Here is a 17,958-nt window from a genome sequence, read left to right as displayed (position 1 = left end):
TAATATAAACCTAAGTGAATAGAATGTAAAATATTTTAATCATCTATGTAGGGCATATTATTTTGTTGAGATTTTTTTAGATGATGTAAAATATAAAAAGTTAAAAATTTGTTAATGTTAAAATTTATTAACATATTTGCTTTTGTTAAAATATTAAAAACTGTTAATATGAATGTGAAATTAAAAGTGCTTACTATTGGAGCTATTTTCTTTTTGGGGGAAGTAGTGTCGGCTCAACAGAAGAGGAAAGATACTATATCTACAAAAGAGATAGAAGAAGTAGTAGTAGTTGCTTATGGAAAGCAAAAAAAGGAAACTGTTGTTGGATCTAATACGCTAATTAGTGCAAAGAAATTAGAGCAGCGAAGCATTACGAATATTGCTCAGGCAATAGACGGGGCAGGTCCTGGGATACAAGTAAGTACATCTACAGGTCAACCAGGAAGTGCTCCTGCAGTAAGAATTAGAGGATTTAGTTCAGTAAATCTTTCTAACGAGCCCTTATATGTTGTTGACGGATCACCTTATCCAACAGGTATAGGTTTTCTAAATCCTAATGATATAGAATCTATGACGATTCTTAAAGATGCGGCTTCAACATCACTATATGGTTCAAGTGCGGCTAATGGTGTAGTTCTAATTACTACAAAAAAAGGTAAGAGAGGAAGGGATGTTATTAACTTTACGGCTTTGACGGGTATTACTGAAAGAGCAATTCCCGAATATGATAGAGTTAACGCTTCTCAGTATTACCCTTTAGTTTGGGAATCCTTAAGAAATGGATATAGAACATCTAATCCAACAGCAACTGTTGCTACTGCTAATGCATATGCTACTAATAACTTAATTTCTGTACTGAAGAATAACGTTTTTAATGTAGCAGATAACCAACTTGTTGTTGATGGAGTTTTAAATCCTAATGCATCTCTAAAATATTCTGACTTAGATTGGCAAAAAGATTTAGTTAAAAAAGGTTTCAGACAGAGTTATGATCTAAATTACAGCGGAGGTACCGATAAAACAACATATTTTGCCTCTATTGGTTATCTCAATGAGACGGGTTATATTATTAAATCTGATTATGAGAGACTTACATCGCGACTAAATATTGATTCTCAAATGAGAGATTGGTTAAAAGTTGGAATTAACTTGTCTGCGGCATCAAGTTTTGGTAATAATGCAGTAGACGGCGCTAGTAATAACTCTTCATATATCAATCCGTTCAGCTGGACCAGAACTATGGGTCCAATTTATAGTCCATATGCTCATGATGCTAACGGTAATACTTTATATGATTCAAATGGGCAGAAGGTATATGATATTGCTGCTGTAAGAGGAGCTGATGCGGCTTCAGGAAGGCATGTTATTCAGGAAACTCTTTTAAACAGAGATTTTTCTAAAACATTTTTAGCAAATTCCCGTTCTTATGCTGAATTTAAATTAGCAAAAGGTTTAACAGCGACAATGAACGTTGCTTATGATATAAGAAATTTTAAGAATACTACTTATACCAACAAAATTATCGGAGATGCAGCTCCTGCTGGTGCAGCATCCAGAACTTCTGTCACAAACCAAACTATCACTTTTAATCAGATTGTCAATTATAAAAAGAGTTTAGGTAATCATAATTTTGACTTAACAGGTGGGCATGAATCAATTAAATATATCTATGAGTACTTATATGGATATAAGCAGGGACAAGTCGCTTCTGATAATGATGAGTTAGTGAATTTTATTACCCCAACATCTCTGACATCTCAGACAGATAATTATAGAAAAGAGAGTTATTTTGCAAGATTAAACTATGATTTCTCAGAAAAATACTTACTTTCCGGATCAATTAGAAGAGATGGTTCTTCACGTTTTGCACCAGATCAAAGATGGGGAACTTTCTGGTCAGTAGGAGCAGGATGGAGAGTGAATAAAGAGTCATTTTTGGAGAATGTAAAATTTGTAAATGATTTTAAAATTCGTGGATCTTATGGGGAAGTTGGAAATGATCAGAATTTTACTAATTCAGCATTGTCATTTTATGCTTATCAAAGTTTATATAATTTAGGATATAATAACGCTACAGAAGCGGGTATTTTATTAGGATTAGTCTCAGATCCAAATATCACATGGGAGACAAATAAACAATTTGATATTGGAGTTGATTTTGCCTTCTTAAATAATCGTATTTCAGGAAGTGTGGAATATTATAAGAGATCAACAACAGATTTGATTTTTGCTGTTCCTACAGCTGTATCGGCAGGTATACCAGGTAGCTCTGTATATACAAATGTTGGTGATATGTTCAATAAAGGTATTGAAGCAACCCTAAATTTAGCTGTAGTTAAGAAAACTGATTTCGGATGGGATTTAACAGTAAATGCATCAACAATAAAAAATGAATTGACGAGATTGCCTGACGGGCAGACACAAATTATAAGTGGAACTAAAAAACTGATGGTAGGGCATTCTATTTATGATTATTGGTTAAGACAATGGTATGGTGTTGATTCGAGTGATGGTTCGCCATTGTTTTTAGTAGACGATGCTTACGCAAATACGCCAGCTACTGATATAAGAACTGTAAATGGAGTTTTGGTAACTACAAACTATGCAAAGGCAAAATATGATTATTCAGGATCAGCGATTCCTAAATTATATGGAAGCTTTGGAACAACATTAAGGTATAAAAATTTATCACTTAATACGATGTTTACATATCAGATAGGTGGTAAAACATATGATTCTAATTATGCAGCTTTAATGTCTGCTTATACACAGGGAGGAGCTTTAAGTACTGATATTTTAGAAAGATGGACAACACCGGGACAAGTTACTAATGTTCCACGAATGGACGCTTCAACTTATGTAAGCAGCAATGCCGCTTCTTCAAGATGGTTGGTGAAATCAGATTTTATTTCATTACGCTCCGCTTCTCTTGCCTACACTTTCAATACCGAAGATATTTCTCAATACGGGATCAGAGGTTTAAAATTATTTATTAGCGGTGAAAATATTTGGTCCAAAACGGCTCGTAAAGGTTTAGAGCCTGTACAGTCATTTAATGGGACAACAACTAACAGATATACTCCTGCAAGAGTTTATAGTTTAGGACTTAATGTAACTTTCTAATCGGAAAAATAAAAAAAATGAAAAAATATATAATTAATTTTGTACTTGCTATTGGATTAGCGTCAGTTTCTTCTTGTAGTGGAGACTTTTTAGAAACAGTACCTACAGATTCTGTAGGTGATGTATCCGCAGTTTCTACTGCGGACAATCTTATGACAATTATTAATGGGATGCACCGTGATCTTTATTATAGACAAAATTCTAATCAGGGTCAAAATGGTCAGGCTGGAATTATGATCATGATGGATGCTTTAGGCGAGGATTTAGTCTTTCCTTCCACTGGGAACGGATGGTATATAACTACTGTAAGATGGCAGGATCAGATTAATGAAAATGGAGCAAACGATTTTTATCCATATCAATTTTATTATGCCCTGATCCGTAACGCGAATACGGTAATTAACTTAGGACAAAATGCCACAGGTGATGTGACAATAAAGAATAAAGCAATAGCTGAGGCTTATGCTTACAGAGCCTTTTGCCACTATATGCTTGTGCAGCTTTATGGTATAAGATATGCAAATGGATCTAATAATAATCAGCTGGGAGTGCCGATTAGAACTTCATTGGAAACTACGCCAAAAGCTAGAAATACGGTGGAGGAAGTTTATGCACAGGTTAATGCAGATTTAGATAAATCCATAGAACTTCTTACAACATATACAGGTAGAGTGGCAAAATCTCATTTTGATATAAAGGTTGTAAGAGGGTTAAAAGCAAGAGTAGCTCTTACGCAGGGAAATTATCAAATTGCAGCAGATAATGCAAAGTTAGCTAGAACTCTCCCTTCTTCGGATAACATAAGTCTAATGTCAAATTCAACTTACACCTCAGGATTTAATACACTGTCTAATAGTGAATGGATGTGGGGTTCTTACATTGTTGCAGATCAAACAGACTATTTTGGAAATTATGGGGCTTATATGTCTAGAAATTATAACTCTACAAATATTCGTACCGCTCCAAAAGCAATTAATAAACTTTTATTCCAAAAGTTTCCGGCAACAGATGTAAGAACTAAGAATTTTGATCCTACAGGACAGCATACAGCTTTGGGACTGCCATCGAATTTTGCCAAATTTGCTTATACAAGTCAGAAATTCTTAGCTGTGAGTACTTCAGATAGTAGATGTGATGTGCCTCTAATGAGATTAGCAGAAATGTATCTTATAGAAGCGGAAGCTTTAGCTAGAATTCCTGGAAAAGAAGCTGATTCTAGAGTTATATTTAATCAGTTCATGTTAAACAGAAACCCAAGTTATGTTGCTTCTTCTAATACTGGAACTGCATATATCAATGAAATTTTAGACAGCAGAAGAATAGAACTTTGGGGAGAAGGTTTCAGATTCCTTGATTTAAAAAGATTAAATCTTCCGTTAGATAGAGGAACGTCTGCTACCACAAACCATTCTGCAACGGTTGTAAATAATGTGTATTCAGTTCCTGTAGGAGATAAGAGATGGCAATATCTTATTCCAAAGGCTGAAATTGATGCAAGCAATGGATTAGTTCAACAAAATCCATTATAATTTTTATTAAAACATAATTATATAAGACTGTCTTTAAGGCAGTCTTTTTTAATTTAAGTCCCGAAATATCATATAGTATAATCACCTATATACATACTTAATTCAATTTTCCTACTTTTGCATAACAATCTTCATTATGAAATATTCAATTGTATTATTGATTTTGGTATCAGTGTTTTTAAAAGCTCAAGTCGTCAACAAAACAGACTTCAATAAGCTTCCTAAAGATAAAGACACGATCGTAGTCGATTCGGGGAAAAAAGATTCTTTAAAAATATTTAAACCGACTATTAATGATTATCTCTATCAGAAGCAATTTTCTGAAAAGAAAGTCTTTGATACGGTAATGACTTTCGATAAAACGTATATTTTTTCTCAGTATAACAATAAAGATAATTTTGGAAGAGCGCAGGTTGCAAATATTGGGGCAGGATTTAATCCGCTTATCTATGAAGTGAATGCCGAACAAAATTTATCACTATTACCAACCAACAAATCGTATTGGATTTTAGGCGTTAATGATATCAATTACTATGACGTAAAAACGCCGACCGCAACCTTCATTTATCATAATGCAATGAAAAATGGAGCCGCTTTAAGATCTTCTTACACCCAGAATATTGGGAAAAGATTTAATTTTTCTCTGGAATACAGCGGATTGCGTTCTCAGGGAATGTACAGGAATTCATTGGCATCCAATAACAATACGTTGTTTACAGGACATTACGTCTCAAAAAGCGGAAATTATGAATTGTTTGCACACTATCTTCATCAAAATGTGAACAATCAGGAAAACGGTGGAATTGCAGTAGACAGTTTGTTTCAGAACGGCGACAGCAATTCAAAAAACAGACAGAATATGCAGGTAAATCTTGCATCTTCTAGCTCACAGTATTCCTATAGAAGATATTATTTAACCCATCAGTTTGCACCGTTTAAATCAGAAAAAATACCTTTTAAAATAAGACATACCATTTCTCATCAGGGAAATAAATATTATTATGCCCAGAGCGCGGCGGAAAATTATTGGTATGATGCTCCGGATGAACTTGTAACAGGAGCTCCGCTTACTTCAAAAAAATATTCGGACAACTTCAGCAATACGGTAAGTCTGGTTTGGGACAATGAGAAATTTAAACTTGATGCAGGTCTCCGTTACCAGATGCTGAAATTTGGTTCCAACGAAATTACACTTCCGATTTTAGTGATTCCGACAGAAATTAAAGAAAGCCGAATCGGGGCAGTAGGAAATTTACAGATAAAACTTTTCGATAAAATTCAGCTGAATTCATTTTTAGAGTTTTCTAACGGAAGCCAGTTTGGAACTTATTTAAAAACGACAAATAACCTTAAATTTGAACCGGTAAAAGATTACTTCGTAAATGCGAAAGTAAACTTTCAAAGCGCATATCCATCCTTCAATTATCTGCTGAATACCTCAGTCTATAATAATTACAACTATTATTTTCAGAATGCCCAAAACCAAACCGTTACAGAAATCGGAGGAAGTCTTGGCTTGAAGTGGTTCAAAACAGAATTATTTGCCAACTATTACAGAATAGATAATTATACGTACTTTGACGAAATTGCCATGCCTCAGCAAAGCGGAAGTCCGGTTAATATTTCTCAGATCGGAGGTGATGCTACCTTCAGCTACGGAAAATTTCACTTAAATACAAGATTACATTTCCAGAATGTCTTAACCAACAAAGATTTGCTTCCGTTACCAAGTTTTATAGGTCGTGCGAACTTCTTTTTCCAGTCGAAGGCATTTAAAAATGCTGCCGAAATTCAGACAGGACTTAAAGTATATTACTTTTCAAAATTTGCTTCAAGAGAATTTTTCCCTATTCTTAACGAATATATTTTGCCGGGTTCCAATTCATTTTCTATCGGAGGACAGCCGATTGCTGATGTTTATTTTAATCTGAAAGTTAAAAAAATGTTCTTTTTTATTGAAGGACAACAGGTAGGAACCTTCCTTTCTCACAACAAAGCGTACGCATTTCCAAGCTATCCGGTCTACGATTTCAGGCTGAATATGGGAATTGTATGGTATTTGTTCAACTAAAATTTATACAGAGTTGAAAACTATAAATAAAATATCTTTTCAGGATATCCAGAGCATACCTCAGCTAATCAAAGATTTTTTAAATCATGAAATTGAGGGATTTGAAGAAAAAACATTTTCTTTAGATCATTTTAAAAAACAGATCGCGCAGAAGCAGAATTCTTTCACGGCGGATCGGAGAAATATCTTAGCCAGTAATTTAGAAAGACAGCTTGCCCATCTTGAACTTTCTTCTAAACAGAACGAAAATTTAGATCATTTAAGACGTTCTGATACCTTTACCATTACAACCGGTCATCAGTTGAATCTTTTTTCAGGACCCGTCTTTTTTATATACAAGATTTTACAGACCATTAAAACCTGTACTTACTTAAAAGAAAATTTTCCTGATTTCAACTTTGTTCCTGTATATTGGATGGCTTCCGAAGATCATGACTTTGCGGAAATTAATCATTTTAAAACCGAGAACAGTTTTTATGAAATCAACGAGAAATCAGGCGGTCCGGTTGGAAGAATAGAAATCAACCATACATTTTTTATTTCTGAATTTGAAAGAGAATTCAAAGACTATGTTTTCGGAACGGAACTGATTTTAATGCTAAAAGAAGCCTATAAAACAGGTAATACATTAACTGAGGCAATACAGATTTTAGTTAACAGACTGTTTTCAGACTTTGGTTTATTGATTTTAGATGGTGATTCTAAAGCCTTTAAAAATCAGATCAAAGAAACCTTTAAAGATGAACTGCTGAATTTCAGCTTATATAATAATTCAAAAGAAAAAGTAGATTTCTTAACCGGGAAATACGGAAAAGTTCAGGTAAATCCGCGCGAAATTAATTTATTCTACCTTTCGGACACGAGAGACAGAATAGATTTTGACGGTCAGAAATACTTTGTGGTAGATAAAAATATTCAGTTTACCAAAGAAGAAATTTTAAATGAACTTGAAAACTCTCCTGAAAAATTTAGTCCGAATGCTCTGATGCGTCCTGTTTATCAGGAAACAATTCTTCCTAACCTTGCCTACATCGGAGGAAATGCAGAAATCATGTATTGGCTGGAACTCAAAGATTACTTTTCAAAAATAAATATCCCTTTCCCGATTCTTATTCCCCGAAATTCTATGCTGTTTTTAAAAGAAAAAACATTGGGGAAAATTGAAAAACTGAATCTGAAAGTAGAAGACTTCTTCCAGAACTTTACGACGGTCATCAACAATAAAATGCTGGAAGATAATTCCATTCTGGAAATGTTGGAGCAAAAGGAAAATATACTCATCAGTCAGTTTGCCGAACTTAAAAATATTGCCGAAACCACCGAAAAATCTTTCGGAAATATGGTGAAAGCAGAAGAGGTAAGACAGTTGAAATCCTTCAGAAGAATGAAAAAACGTCTTCTTCATGCAGAAAAAATAAAAAAAAGTGAATTATTGGAGCGGCTGGAAAATCTTTTTTTGGAGGTAAATCCTTCTAAGAATTGGCAGGAAAGGGTTTATAATTTCAGCGTATTTTTTGCAGATCATGGATATTCATGGTTAGATTTTTGTTTAGAAAAAATAGAAATAGAAAAGTCAGAATTTATAGTTATTGCTTATTAAGAATAAAGAATCTATTATTGCATTTAAAAAAAAATGAAATGATGGAAAATTATTTTGCCTCTCTTATACAGGAGATGAAGAATATTTCAGGTAAAACAGCCTTTGGTTCCGAAGCGAATGTACTATCAGAATAGTCCAATGAAATTCTGATCGGAACACAAGCTTAGTCTTTTCAAAACCAATAATTATTGTCATTTAATTTTAAAGAAGTATTTTTGCATTTATAATCACCGAATATGATAAAGAGGTTTTTTATTCTGTCCAGTTTATGTATGGTTTTGGGTATGTCCGCTCAAAAATCACACACCGTTGTAAAAGGAGATACTCCTTATAATATTGCTAAAAAATACGGTCTTACTGTAGAAGAATTGCTAAAACTAAATCCTAACGTGAAGGACGGTAAATTGGCGCTTGGAGATGTTCTTACCGTGAAAAATGATAAGGCAGCTTCTGCTTCATCAAAAACACCTGTTGCTTCAAAGCCCGTAAGTAACTCCCAGCTTGGAAAAATTATTCTACAGCCAAAGCAGACCATTTACGGTATCACAAAACAATACAGAATCTCTGAAACAGACCTCAGAAAACTGAATCCTGAATTGGATGCTCATATGAAGATCGGGGATGAAGTTACTCTGCCTCTTGAAAGCATTAAGAAATATGGCGGAGAACAAAATGTTGCCGTACATACTTCTCCGGTGGAAAAACCTGTGGAACCTGTAGTAGAAACTCATGCTGTAAAAGCTTCGGACAACGAATATATCGTACAGCAGAAAGATAATTACTACAGAATTTCAAGACAGTTCAATATCACAAAAGAAGAATTGTTTGCCCTGAATCCGGGACTGGAAGAAAAAGGTTTAAAACCGGGAGAATCTATTAAAGTAAAGAAGTCAGGAACAAAAAGTTCCGGAGCTGATGTTTTTCAGGAAAATTCAAATCCGAAAACAAAGGTAGATTCAGGCAATGAAAAATCTTCATCTAACGCGGTTTCTTCGGAAGACGATTATGTAACCTATACTGTTCAGCAGGGGGATACCGTTTTTTCCATTGTTAACAAATTCGGCGTTACCATTGATGAATTAATTGCCCTTAATCCTGAACTTTCAAAAGGATTAAAAACAGGAATGGTTTTAAAAATTAAAAAACTGGATCCTGCCTATGTAAAGAAAAACGGTGATGCGTTAAGCGTTGTCATGATGCTTCCTTTTGGCTACAGCACAGGAGAAACACAATATCGTACCATGGCTTTAGATTTCCTTACGGGAGCAAAACTTGCTATTGAAAGAAATGCCAGAAACGGACAAAAATTAGATATAAAAATTGTGGATTCCGGAAATGAAGCTTCGTTCCGAAATTCATTAACCCAGATAAATCCGGATAATACAGACTTAATTATTGGTCCGTTCTTCAAGTCGAACGTTGTAGATGTTCTGGACTTCACAAAGAACCAGAAAATCCCGATTGTTGCGCCATTTGCCAACTCTCCGGAATTATACAACTACAGCAACCTGATTATCGTGGAAACAAACGATCAGACTTACGCCGATAAAATTGTAGAAGAAGTGAAATCTGCATTCTCGGATCAGAAAATCTATATAGTTGCAGATTCTAAAAAAGAAAATGCCAATTACATTAAAGCAGGTCTTGAGAAAACACTCAGAAATCCAAATATCACCATCGTAAACTCTTCGGCAGATATTCAGCTTGATAAAAATATGATGACAGGACAGTCTGCTCCGGTGATCGCGATTTTAGCAAGTGATAATGATACAGCAGGAGAAGCTTTTGCCGGGAGAGTAATCGCTTTGTCTAAAGAAGTTCAGGGAGTAAAAGCATTCAGCATGTATTACGCTCCGGTGTTCGAGAGAAAAGTAGACGATCTTAGCCAGGCACACTTAGTGTACCTTATGGACAGAAAGATCAATACAGAAGGTAGTTTTGAAAAAGAAATTCTTGCCGCTTATAAAAATAAATACTGCAAAACACCTCCTAAGTTTGCCATTGTAGGTTTTGATATCGTAAATGATATGCTTACCAGAGAAAACAAAAAAGGAGAGATTTTCAGGCAGATGAATAAAGTACAGACTCAGCTTGCCACAAAATTTGAGTTTGTAAAATCCAAAGCAAACGGTGCTTATGTAAACACGGGATACCGTGTCATCAGGCTCGTTCCTTAAAAGGATTTATAAAGGCTAAAGAATATTGTTAACATAATAATTATATTTGCATAATATTTTAAATTAATACATGAAAGCACTTGTATTTCCAGGGCAGGGTTCTCAGTTCGTAGGAATGGGAAAAGAATTGTACGATTCTAGAAAAGACATCAAAGATCTGATGGAATCTGCCAATGAAATTTTAGGGTTTGATATCCTTTCAATAATGTTCAGAGGAACGGATGAAGATCTTAAAAAAACGGAGGTTACCCAGCCTTCAATTTTTATCCACTCGGTTGCTGCTTTAAAAGCCGTGAACGGTCTTGGAGCTGAAATGGTTGCAGGACATTCTTTAGGAGAATTTTCAGCACTGGTAGCCAATGGAGTTTTATCTTTTGATGACGGTCTGAAGCTGGTTTCCGAAAGAGCAAAAGCAATGCAGGAAGCCTGTGATGCCAATCCAAGTTCTATGGCTGCTATTTTAGGACTGGAAGATGCTAAAGTAGAGGAAATCTGTGCATCAATCAGCGGAGTTGTTGTTCCTGCAAATTATAACTGTCCGGGACAGTTGGTTATTTCCGGCGAAACAGCGTCTGTAGAAGAAGCTTGTGCAAAGCTGAAAGAAGCAGGAGCAAAAAGAGCCTTATTATTGCCTGTAAACGGAGCATTTCATTCTCCATTGATGCAGCCGGCGCAGGAAAGATTGGCTGCGGCAATAGAAAAAACAAAATTCAGAAAAGCAACCATTCCGGTATACCAGAATATTACCACCACCGCAGTTTCTGATCCTGAAGAAATTAAGAAAAACCTAATTGCACAGCTTACAGGTCCTGTAAAATGGACGCAGTCTGTTCAGAATATGATTAAAGACGGTGCCAATAACTTCGTGGAAGTAGGACCGGGAAAAACATTACAGGGACTCATCAAAAAAATTGACTCTTCTGTAGATGTAGCTTCTGCAATCTAATTAATAAAAAAATCATGGGCGAGATATTTTCACCGGGAAAGCTGATGCTTACTTCAGAATATTTCGCAATGGACGGAGCTCTTGTCTTAGCGGTACCTACCAGGCTGGGACAAGAGTTTTCTTTTGAAGAAATTCATGATGAAAAATCTCTCATTATGTGGGAAGCTTATCATCAGAACAAATTATGGCTGAAAGCTGTCATCGATTATCAGAACTGGCAGATTTTAGAAACCAACATTCCAGCCAGTGCTGAATTTATTTTAAAAACCTTAAAAAACGTTCAGTCACTTTCTGCTATTACATTCAAAAATAATTTTACTTACCATTTAAAGACCAACCTTCAGTTTCCTGCAGATTACGGTTTAGGAAGCAGCTCTACTTTAATGACCAATCTTGCGGAGTGGGCGGAGATCGATCCATTTTATTTAAATAAGATAAGTCTGGGCGGAAGCGGATACGATATTGCTGTGGCAAAAGAGAAATCGGCGGTTCTGTATCAAAGTGTTCCTGAAATTAAATATGAAAAGGTAAATTTTAATCCTTCTTTTAAAGATGAATTGATTTTTATCCATTTAAATCAAAAACAGGACAGCCGCGAAGGAATTAATTTTTACAAGTCTAAAACCAAGTCCCAAAAACGGGTTGATGAATTTTCGGATATTACAAGAAATATTTTACTATGCAATAAATTGGAAAATTTTTCTGAACTAATGTTGATTCATGAGCAAAAAATATCGGATTTTCTTGAAATTCCTACAGTTAAGGCTAAATTTTTCGCAGATTGCCCTGTTTTTGTCAAAAGTTTGGGAGCTTGGGGAGGAGATTTTGTAATGAGCTCAAAATTTGACGGCTTTAAGGACTATTTTTGGGGAAAAGGTTTTCACACAATTTTCGGATGGTCTGAAATAATTGCTTGATTTTCAATCTTTTATAAGGTTTATTTTTTATTTGTCATTCTGACTTATATCATTATATTTAACCACCTTTAACAATTAATTAATATTTAATTTTGTTATACCCAAAAAAGAAATAGAAAATATAAGTAAAATGAAACACGCTAAAATCATCCAAGATTTAGAAAAATTAGGGATTAAAGGAAATTACGAAGTAGTGTACAATCCATCTTACGAAGAATTGTATCAGGCTGAAGTTTCTCCTGAAAATCAGGGCTTTGAGAAAGCTGAGCTTACGGAATCTGGTGCAGTATCAGTAAAAACAGGAATTTTCACAGGTCGTTCTCCTAAAGACAGGTACATAGTTCAGGATGATGTTACAAGAGAAACGATTTTCTGGGACGGGAAAGTAAACTTGCCGACTACTCCGGAAATTTTTGCGTCTTGTAAAGATTTAGTGCTGAACCAACTTGCTGCTGCAAAGAAAATTTATGTAGTAGATGCTTTCTGCGGAACCAATGCAGATACGAGACTAAAAGTGAGGTTCATCGTTGAAGTAGCGTGGCAGGCACATTTCGTTACCAATATGTTTATCCGTCCTTCTCATTACGAGCTGGAAAACTTTGGTGAGCCGGATTTTACCGTAATCAATGGTTCTAAAACAACGAATCCAAACTGGGAAACACAGGAACTGAATTCTGAAAACTTCGTGATGTTCAACCTTACTGAAAAACTTCAGATTATCGGAGGAACATGGTACGGCGGAGAAATGAAAAAAGGAATGTTCGCAATGATGAACTATTACCTTCCGCTAAAAGGAATGGCTTCAATGCACTGTTCTGCAAACGTAGGAGAAGAAGGAGACGTAGCTCTTTTCTTCGGACTTTCAGGAACAGGAAAAACAACTTTATCTGCAGATCCGAAAAGATATCTGATCGGAGACGACGAACACGGTTGGGATAACAACGGGGTTTTCAACTATGAAGGAGGTTGCTATGCAAAAGTAATCGATCTTTCGGAAGAAAAAGAACCGGATATTTTCAGAGCCATTAAAAGAGATGCGCTTTTGGAAAACGTGGTGGTAAACAACGGAGTTTCAGATTATACAGACGGATCGATCACAGAAAACACAAGAGTTTCTTATCCTATTTATCATATTAATAAAATTGTTCTGCCTTCAAAAGCAGGACACGCTAAAAAGATCGTTTATCTTTCTGCAGATGCTTTCGGAGTATTGCCTCCGGTTTCTATTCTGGATGAAGATCAGGCACAATACCATTTCCTTTGCGGGTATACATCGAAATTAGCGGGAACTGAAAGAGGAATTACCTCTCCGGAACCGTCTTTCTCTCCTGCATTCGGGGAAGCTTTCTTAACATTACACCCAACAATGTACTCTAAAACATTGATCGGGAAAATGAAAGAACACGGTGCAAAAGCATATCTGGTAAACACAGGCTGGAACGGAACAGGAAAGAGAATTTCTCTTAAAGATACAAGAGCAATTATCGATGCGATCATCGATGGTTCTATCGAAAATGCTCCGAAAACAAGAATTCCGATCATGAATCTGGAAGTTCCTACCGCATTGCCAAATGTTTCTGAAGGAATCTTAGATCCGAGAAATACGTATAATGATGCTTCTGAATGGGAAGAAAAAGCGAAAGATTTAGCTTCAAGATATATTAAGAACTTTGAGCAGTACTGCAATACCGAAGAAGGTAAAAAATTAATTCCTTCCGGACCTCAGTTACAAGAACAGACAACCAACTAAAAATAGAAATCCTCATCGCCTGATGAGGATTTTTTTATTTGTATTCCGGCAGATTTCTGTTGGAAAATTACTTCAGGCTCAGAATAGCCAGTCTGTAACCATCCATTCCGAAACCGGATAAAACAGCATCTGTATTTGCTGCTGTTACAGATTTCTGGCGGAATTCTTCTCTTTTATAAATATTGCTGATGTGAACCTCAACTTTTGGTTTACGGATGTTTTTTAAACAATCGGCAATAGCATAAGAATAATGTGTAAAAGCTCCCGGATTAATAATCAGGGCATCAAATTCATCTTTCTGAAGCTGGTTGATAATTTCCCCTTCAATATTAGACTGATAATATTCCAGTTGATGCGAAGGAAAATCGGTTCTTAAACGATCCAGATAATCCTCCATGGAAACTGTTCCGTAAATTTCGGGCTCTCGGGTTCCTAATAAATTCAGATTGGGACCATTAACGATAAGAATTTTCATTGAAAATAATTTATCCAAAGATAGCACATTTTAAAAACACATTTAAATGCAAAATTTCCTCTATTCTTAAAATTTTATTTGATGGTATTTTAAAATTTAACAAAGTTAAAACCGCAGAGATTTTCTGCGGTTTTCTTTTCATTTTAGCTTTTTGTAAATTTTATAAACAAAATAAATTAATAGTATGAGCAAAAAAAAATAATAGATTGCCATACAAATAATCCAAGGCTAAATTCATTTATTTCCATACTATTATTTTCTATCTTGTATTCGTAAATAATATCTAAGTATATAAATTAGTAATACACTAACAAGACTTATAATAGAAACATAAAGAGATACTGCTAATAATTTATCATTTACCTTTTCGGAAAAAGGATTCAAATATCTAATGATTAAATGAATTATGAATGCAATGATAAAAACGATACGTAATAAAAATATATACTTATTCATGATTTTGTAATTTTAAAAGGAAAATGTTGAACCAATAATATTTCCATTGTTAGGATTAACAATAATAGTAATTTTTATTGGAGTATCAATTGTTACATTTAAACCTTGAATAGTTACTCCTTTTTTTACAATAATATTTATGTTAATTTTAGCATACACATTACCATTACTGATGTAAGGAAATGGACCATCCCATTTATTATTAGGATCTTCATATACAAAGCTCCATAATGATGTTATTCCATACTGATTCATAACAATATCATGAATATTAAATGCACTTGTACCTAAATTATAACTTCGCACTTTAATACTAACACCAGAATCATTAAACTTCATCAATCTTAGTTTTACTCTCGAATTTGTTATTGGATATGGATCACCAAGTTCAGCATTATTATCATTTGTTCCAAGTTCAAAGAGCGAATTATTAGCTGTAAATCCATTATTTTGTGTATTAAAAAATTCTTGCCAAGAACTATAATGCTCAGTATTATTGCTATTTAATGAACTATCAAAATGTATCTTAGGCATCCCATTAGAGTTCACAAACCAATTCTGAAACTGCTGTATTGTTACCGTAGGATTACTACTAAAGAAATCTATTGAAAAATTTACATAACTCGTATCACTCGACAAAAGCAAAGCCTGATAACATTTAAATTTATTTTTAGCCGATAAACTGTTATACAGAGCCCAATGAGAAGGGTCTGCATACACATGGATAAGCCCATCCACATTAGGAGTTGCACCGCCACCGTAATTATCTCCTGCTCCGTTAAAATCATCCGGAGCTTCCTCATCGCACGTATTTGCAATCCCATAAGATCCTAATCTCCAGCATCCATTACAATCTCCGTCACCCGGATCAGTATGTCCTGCCCAACATTGGAAATACTCTGTCATATAAAAAGAAGATCCGCACTTGGAAGCCTGTGCTTTTTTTGAAATAAACTCGCATTTGTAACCAACCTTGTTATTGGTCTCAGGAATAATAGCAGGGGTAAATTTTACTAAATATTTTTTCCAGCTGTCTATCTTTTTAGTAAATACCAGATTGTAAAAGACTCCGATTTCAGTTTCGTTTTTCTTTTTTAGATATATTGCGTATTCGGTAACCTCACCATTCTTTAAGGTTTTCTTTATTTTGGCTGTATCCATGATAAAATCAGAAGGATTATAATCTTCCGTAAAGTCCTGTACTTTTGCCATCAAAGAGCTTTCATCCGGAGATTTTGCAGCCTGTAATACTTCTTTAAAGCTTGCATCAAACTTCGATTTGTGCGTTTGATCAGATAGAGTATCTGAAGTGTTTTCTGTTCTGCAGGAGAAAATACACATTAATGCCATTAGCATTATGAAATAAGATTTTTTCATTTTGTTATTAATTTTTAAAGTTGTGAATTTATATTTTTTTAATTCTAATCAATACAGGGAAAACCCCATATTTTTGTCCATAGTGTTGCGGGTTATTTTATCCCGACCTATTCAGTATTTTCATCGTTTTCAGATTTTTTAATTAAACATTTTCATGTGTAAAAATAAATTTGCAGTACGGCAAAAGCTGTCGTATTAATTTTAATAAAAAGCCTTAGACAAAAATTAATCGGGAGATAGAATCATGCAAAAGGCACGGAGCAAAAATCGATCTGGCAAAGAGGTACCGCTAAGAACCTAAAGGACAAGAAAGGCTTCGCCCGTGCCAGTTATAGATACACGGGCGTAAGTCTATCAAAATTTTGTCCTTAAAAGAAGATTAGCGGTTTTCTTTGACCAAAATTGATAGCTTACGCTTGTTTCGTTAAAATTATGGATGCTAATATAGAAATAAAAAATATTACTTTTTATAACACATCAAAATTTTTTTCAAAGGTTATCCTTTATTTTGGGTATCATCTATAGATTTGTTCTTTCTGGAAGAATTTACCATAGCAATGAGGTTTTCAAGGGTATATTCTGAAGCCTTCTGCTCTCCCTGAAATATAATTTTTCCCAATCTTGCCACGTCACCTATATAGACATACAGCTCCCTGTAAATCCCTTTGTTGGCAGAGGTAAAGGCTTTCCTCTGCTGTTGGAAGCTGCTCTGCTCATTGCTTTTTGTGGTAATGGCATCAAACGCGTTTTGAAGCACCGTTTCGGTATCGGCTTTCATCCCATAGGATGTTAATAGAGCGTTGTTGGCTGCAACAACGTCTTTCAGAGATTTAAGCCCCATCAGGACGCCTTCAAAATTTCTTTTGTTTACTTTTTTCAGCACCTCGCTGGTTAAAGAATTTTTTATTCCGGCTTTATCAAAGACGAGGTTCAGCAGTTTCATAGGTTTAGAAAGTTCTTTGCCCAATGTATAAAGTTCTTTTGTAGTCTGCTTTTGCTGTATCAGCAATGCGTCTCCGGTTTCCTTTGCCCTTACCTCATCCGTCTTGCTTTGCATTACCGAAAGATAGGCAGCATTGAACAAATGATTTTCTGCTTGAAAAATGGCTAAGTTTCTAGCTAAACTTGTTAGTAATGCATCAGCAATCGGCACATACTCTTCTTTTAAGATTCCCATTATATAATTATTTTAAAAATTCGGAAAATAAAATACACTTTAATCCCTCATCTTTAGAGGTTTGTATGCTTTTAATGCACTGTTTAGAAGATTATTAATACTGTTGATTATTTTTAATTTAGTATTTACATGAAACGGTGTATTGTTTAGGATAAATTTTACTTTTTACACGATATTTAAAGCAGTGTTGAGTAATTTTACTGAAGTATTAAGTATTTTTATTCTACTGTGGAACATTTTTATTGTACTGTTAAAGATTTTTGTTGCACTGTGGAACATTTTTATCGCAGTATGGAAGATTGAGATTTGTATTTTTCAGGTAAACAGAGATAATATTAAGAATTCTTACACTAAGTTTAT

At 34.7% G+C, this 17,958-nt stretch carries 11 protein-coding genes; 8 read left to right on the top strand and 3 right to left on the bottom strand.

The features are described from left to right. Positions 1-114: 114 nt before the first annotated feature. The 8 genes from AC52CF_RS19315 (at position 115) to pckA (ending at position 14,113) form a co-directional block, all read left to right on the top strand. A complete protein-coding gene (locus AC52CF_RS19315; protein WP_375181673.1) occupies positions 115-3,123 on the top strand; it encodes a SusC/RagA family TonB-linked outer membrane protein in 3,009 nt (1,002 codons plus the stop codon). A gap of 152 nt (positions 3,124-3,275) precedes the next feature. Then, the gene (locus tag AC52CF_RS19310) at positions 3,276-4,652 is read left to right on the top strand and encodes a RagB/SusD family nutrient uptake outer membrane protein (RefSeq protein WP_496517573.1); all 1,377 of its coding nucleotides are present in this window, start codon (positions 3,276-3,278) and stop codon (positions 4,650-4,652) included. Positions 4,653-4,788: 136 nt separating this feature from the next. After that, on the top strand, positions 4,789-6,723 hold the full coding sequence (locus tag AC52CF_RS19305) for a putative porin (protein ID WP_214588295.1): 1,935 nt from the start codon (positions 4,789-4,791) through the stop codon (positions 6,721-6,723). Positions 6,724-6,736: 13 nt separating this feature from the next. Next, positions 6,737-8,323, top strand: coding sequence for a bacillithiol biosynthesis cysteine-adding enzyme BshC (gene bshC / locus AC52CF_RS19300; protein WP_496517572.1), 1,587 nt, complete (start codon positions 6,737-6,739; stop codon positions 8,321-8,323). Between the two features lie 236 nt (positions 8,324-8,559). Then, entirely contained in the window at positions 8,560-10,500 is a 1,941-nt protein-coding gene (locus AC52CF_RS19295; RefSeq protein ID WP_290264672.1) for a LysM peptidoglycan-binding domain-containing protein, read from the top strand. Between the two features lie 70 nt (positions 10,501-10,570). After that, positions 10,571-11,446, top strand: a complete 876-nt coding sequence (gene fabD / locus AC52CF_RS19290; protein ID WP_290264675.1) for an ACP S-malonyltransferase — start codon at positions 10,571-10,573, stop codon at positions 11,444-11,446. Positions 11,447-11,460: 14 nt separating this feature from the next. After that, positions 11,461-12,363: a GYDIA family GHMP kinase gene (locus AC52CF_RS19285; RefSeq protein WP_214588299.1), complete on the top strand. Its 903-nt coding sequence runs from the start codon at positions 11,461-11,463 to the stop codon at positions 12,361-12,363. A gap of 130 nt (positions 12,364-12,493) precedes the next feature. After that, positions 12,494-14,113 carry a phosphoenolpyruvate carboxykinase (ATP) gene (gene pckA / locus AC52CF_RS19280; protein WP_496517571.1) on the top strand — a complete coding sequence of 540 codons (1,620 nt, stop codon included), beginning with the start codon at positions 12,494-12,496 and terminating at the stop codon, positions 14,111-14,113. Between the two features lie 67 nt (positions 14,114-14,180). Here the strand turns inward: pckA and AC52CF_RS19275 are convergent, their stop codons facing one another. The 3 genes from AC52CF_RS19275 to AC52CF_RS19265 form a co-directional block, all read right to left on the bottom strand. After that, complete coding sequence (locus AC52CF_RS19275) at positions 14,181-14,588, bottom strand: type II 3-dehydroquinate dehydratase (RefSeq protein ID WP_185207733.1); 408 nt, start codon at positions 14,586-14,588, stop codon at positions 14,181-14,183. A 468-nt stretch (positions 14,589-15,056) separates the two neighbouring features. Further along, complete coding sequence (locus tag AC52CF_RS19270) at positions 15,057-16,421, bottom strand: hypothetical protein (protein ID WP_214588301.1); 1,365 nt, start codon at positions 16,419-16,421, stop codon at positions 15,057-15,059. A gap of 496 nt (positions 16,422-16,917) precedes the next feature. Continuing rightward, complete coding sequence (locus AC52CF_RS19265) at positions 16,918-17,598, bottom strand: hypothetical protein (RefSeq protein ID WP_214588302.1); 681 nt, start codon at positions 17,596-17,598, stop codon at positions 16,918-16,920. Positions 17,599-17,958 lie beyond the last annotated feature (360 nt).

Source organism: Chryseobacterium sp. 2P, assembly GCF_059579425.1.
Note: the sequence above shows the minus strand (reverse complement) of the source record. Positions and strands in the feature narration are given on the sequence as shown.

Excerpts from the sequence above, each read along its gene's own strand:
- AC52CF_RS19315 (WP_375181673.1), top strand. The coding sequence starts at position 115 with ATGTTAAAATTTATTAACATATTTGCTTTTGTTAAAATATTAAAAACT.
- AC52CF_RS19310 (WP_496517573.1), top strand. The coding sequence starts at position 3,276 with ATGACAATTATTAATGGGATGCACCGTGATCTTTATTATAGACAAAAT.
- AC52CF_RS19305 (WP_214588295.1), top strand. The coding sequence starts at position 4,789 with ATGAAATATTCAATTGTATTATTGATTTTGGTATCAGTGTTTTTAAAA.
- AC52CF_RS19295 (WP_290264672.1), top strand. The coding sequence starts at position 8,560 with ATGATAAAGAGGTTTTTTATTCTGTCCAGTTTATGTATGGTTTTGGGT.
- fabD (WP_290264675.1), top strand. The coding sequence starts at position 10,571 with ATGAAAGCACTTGTATTTCCAGGGCAGGGTTCTCAGTTCGTAGGAATG.
- AC52CF_RS19285 (WP_214588299.1), top strand. The coding sequence starts at position 11,461 with ATGGGCGAGATATTTTCACCGGGAAAGCTGATGCTTACTTCAGAATAT.
- pckA (WP_496517571.1), top strand. The coding sequence starts at position 12,494 with ATGAAACACGCTAAAATCATCCAAGATTTAGAAAAATTAGGGATTAAA.
- AC52CF_RS19275 (WP_185207733.1), bottom strand. The coding sequence starts at position 14,588 with ATGAAAATTCTTATCGTTAATGGTCCCAATCTGAATTTATTAGGAACC.
- AC52CF_RS19270 (WP_214588301.1), bottom strand. The coding sequence starts at position 16,421 with ATGAAAAAATCTTATTTCATAATGCTAATGGCATTAATGTGTATTTTC.
- AC52CF_RS19265 (WP_214588302.1), bottom strand. The coding sequence starts at position 17,598 with ATGGGAATCTTAAAAGAAGAGTATGTGCCGATTGCTGATGCATTACTA.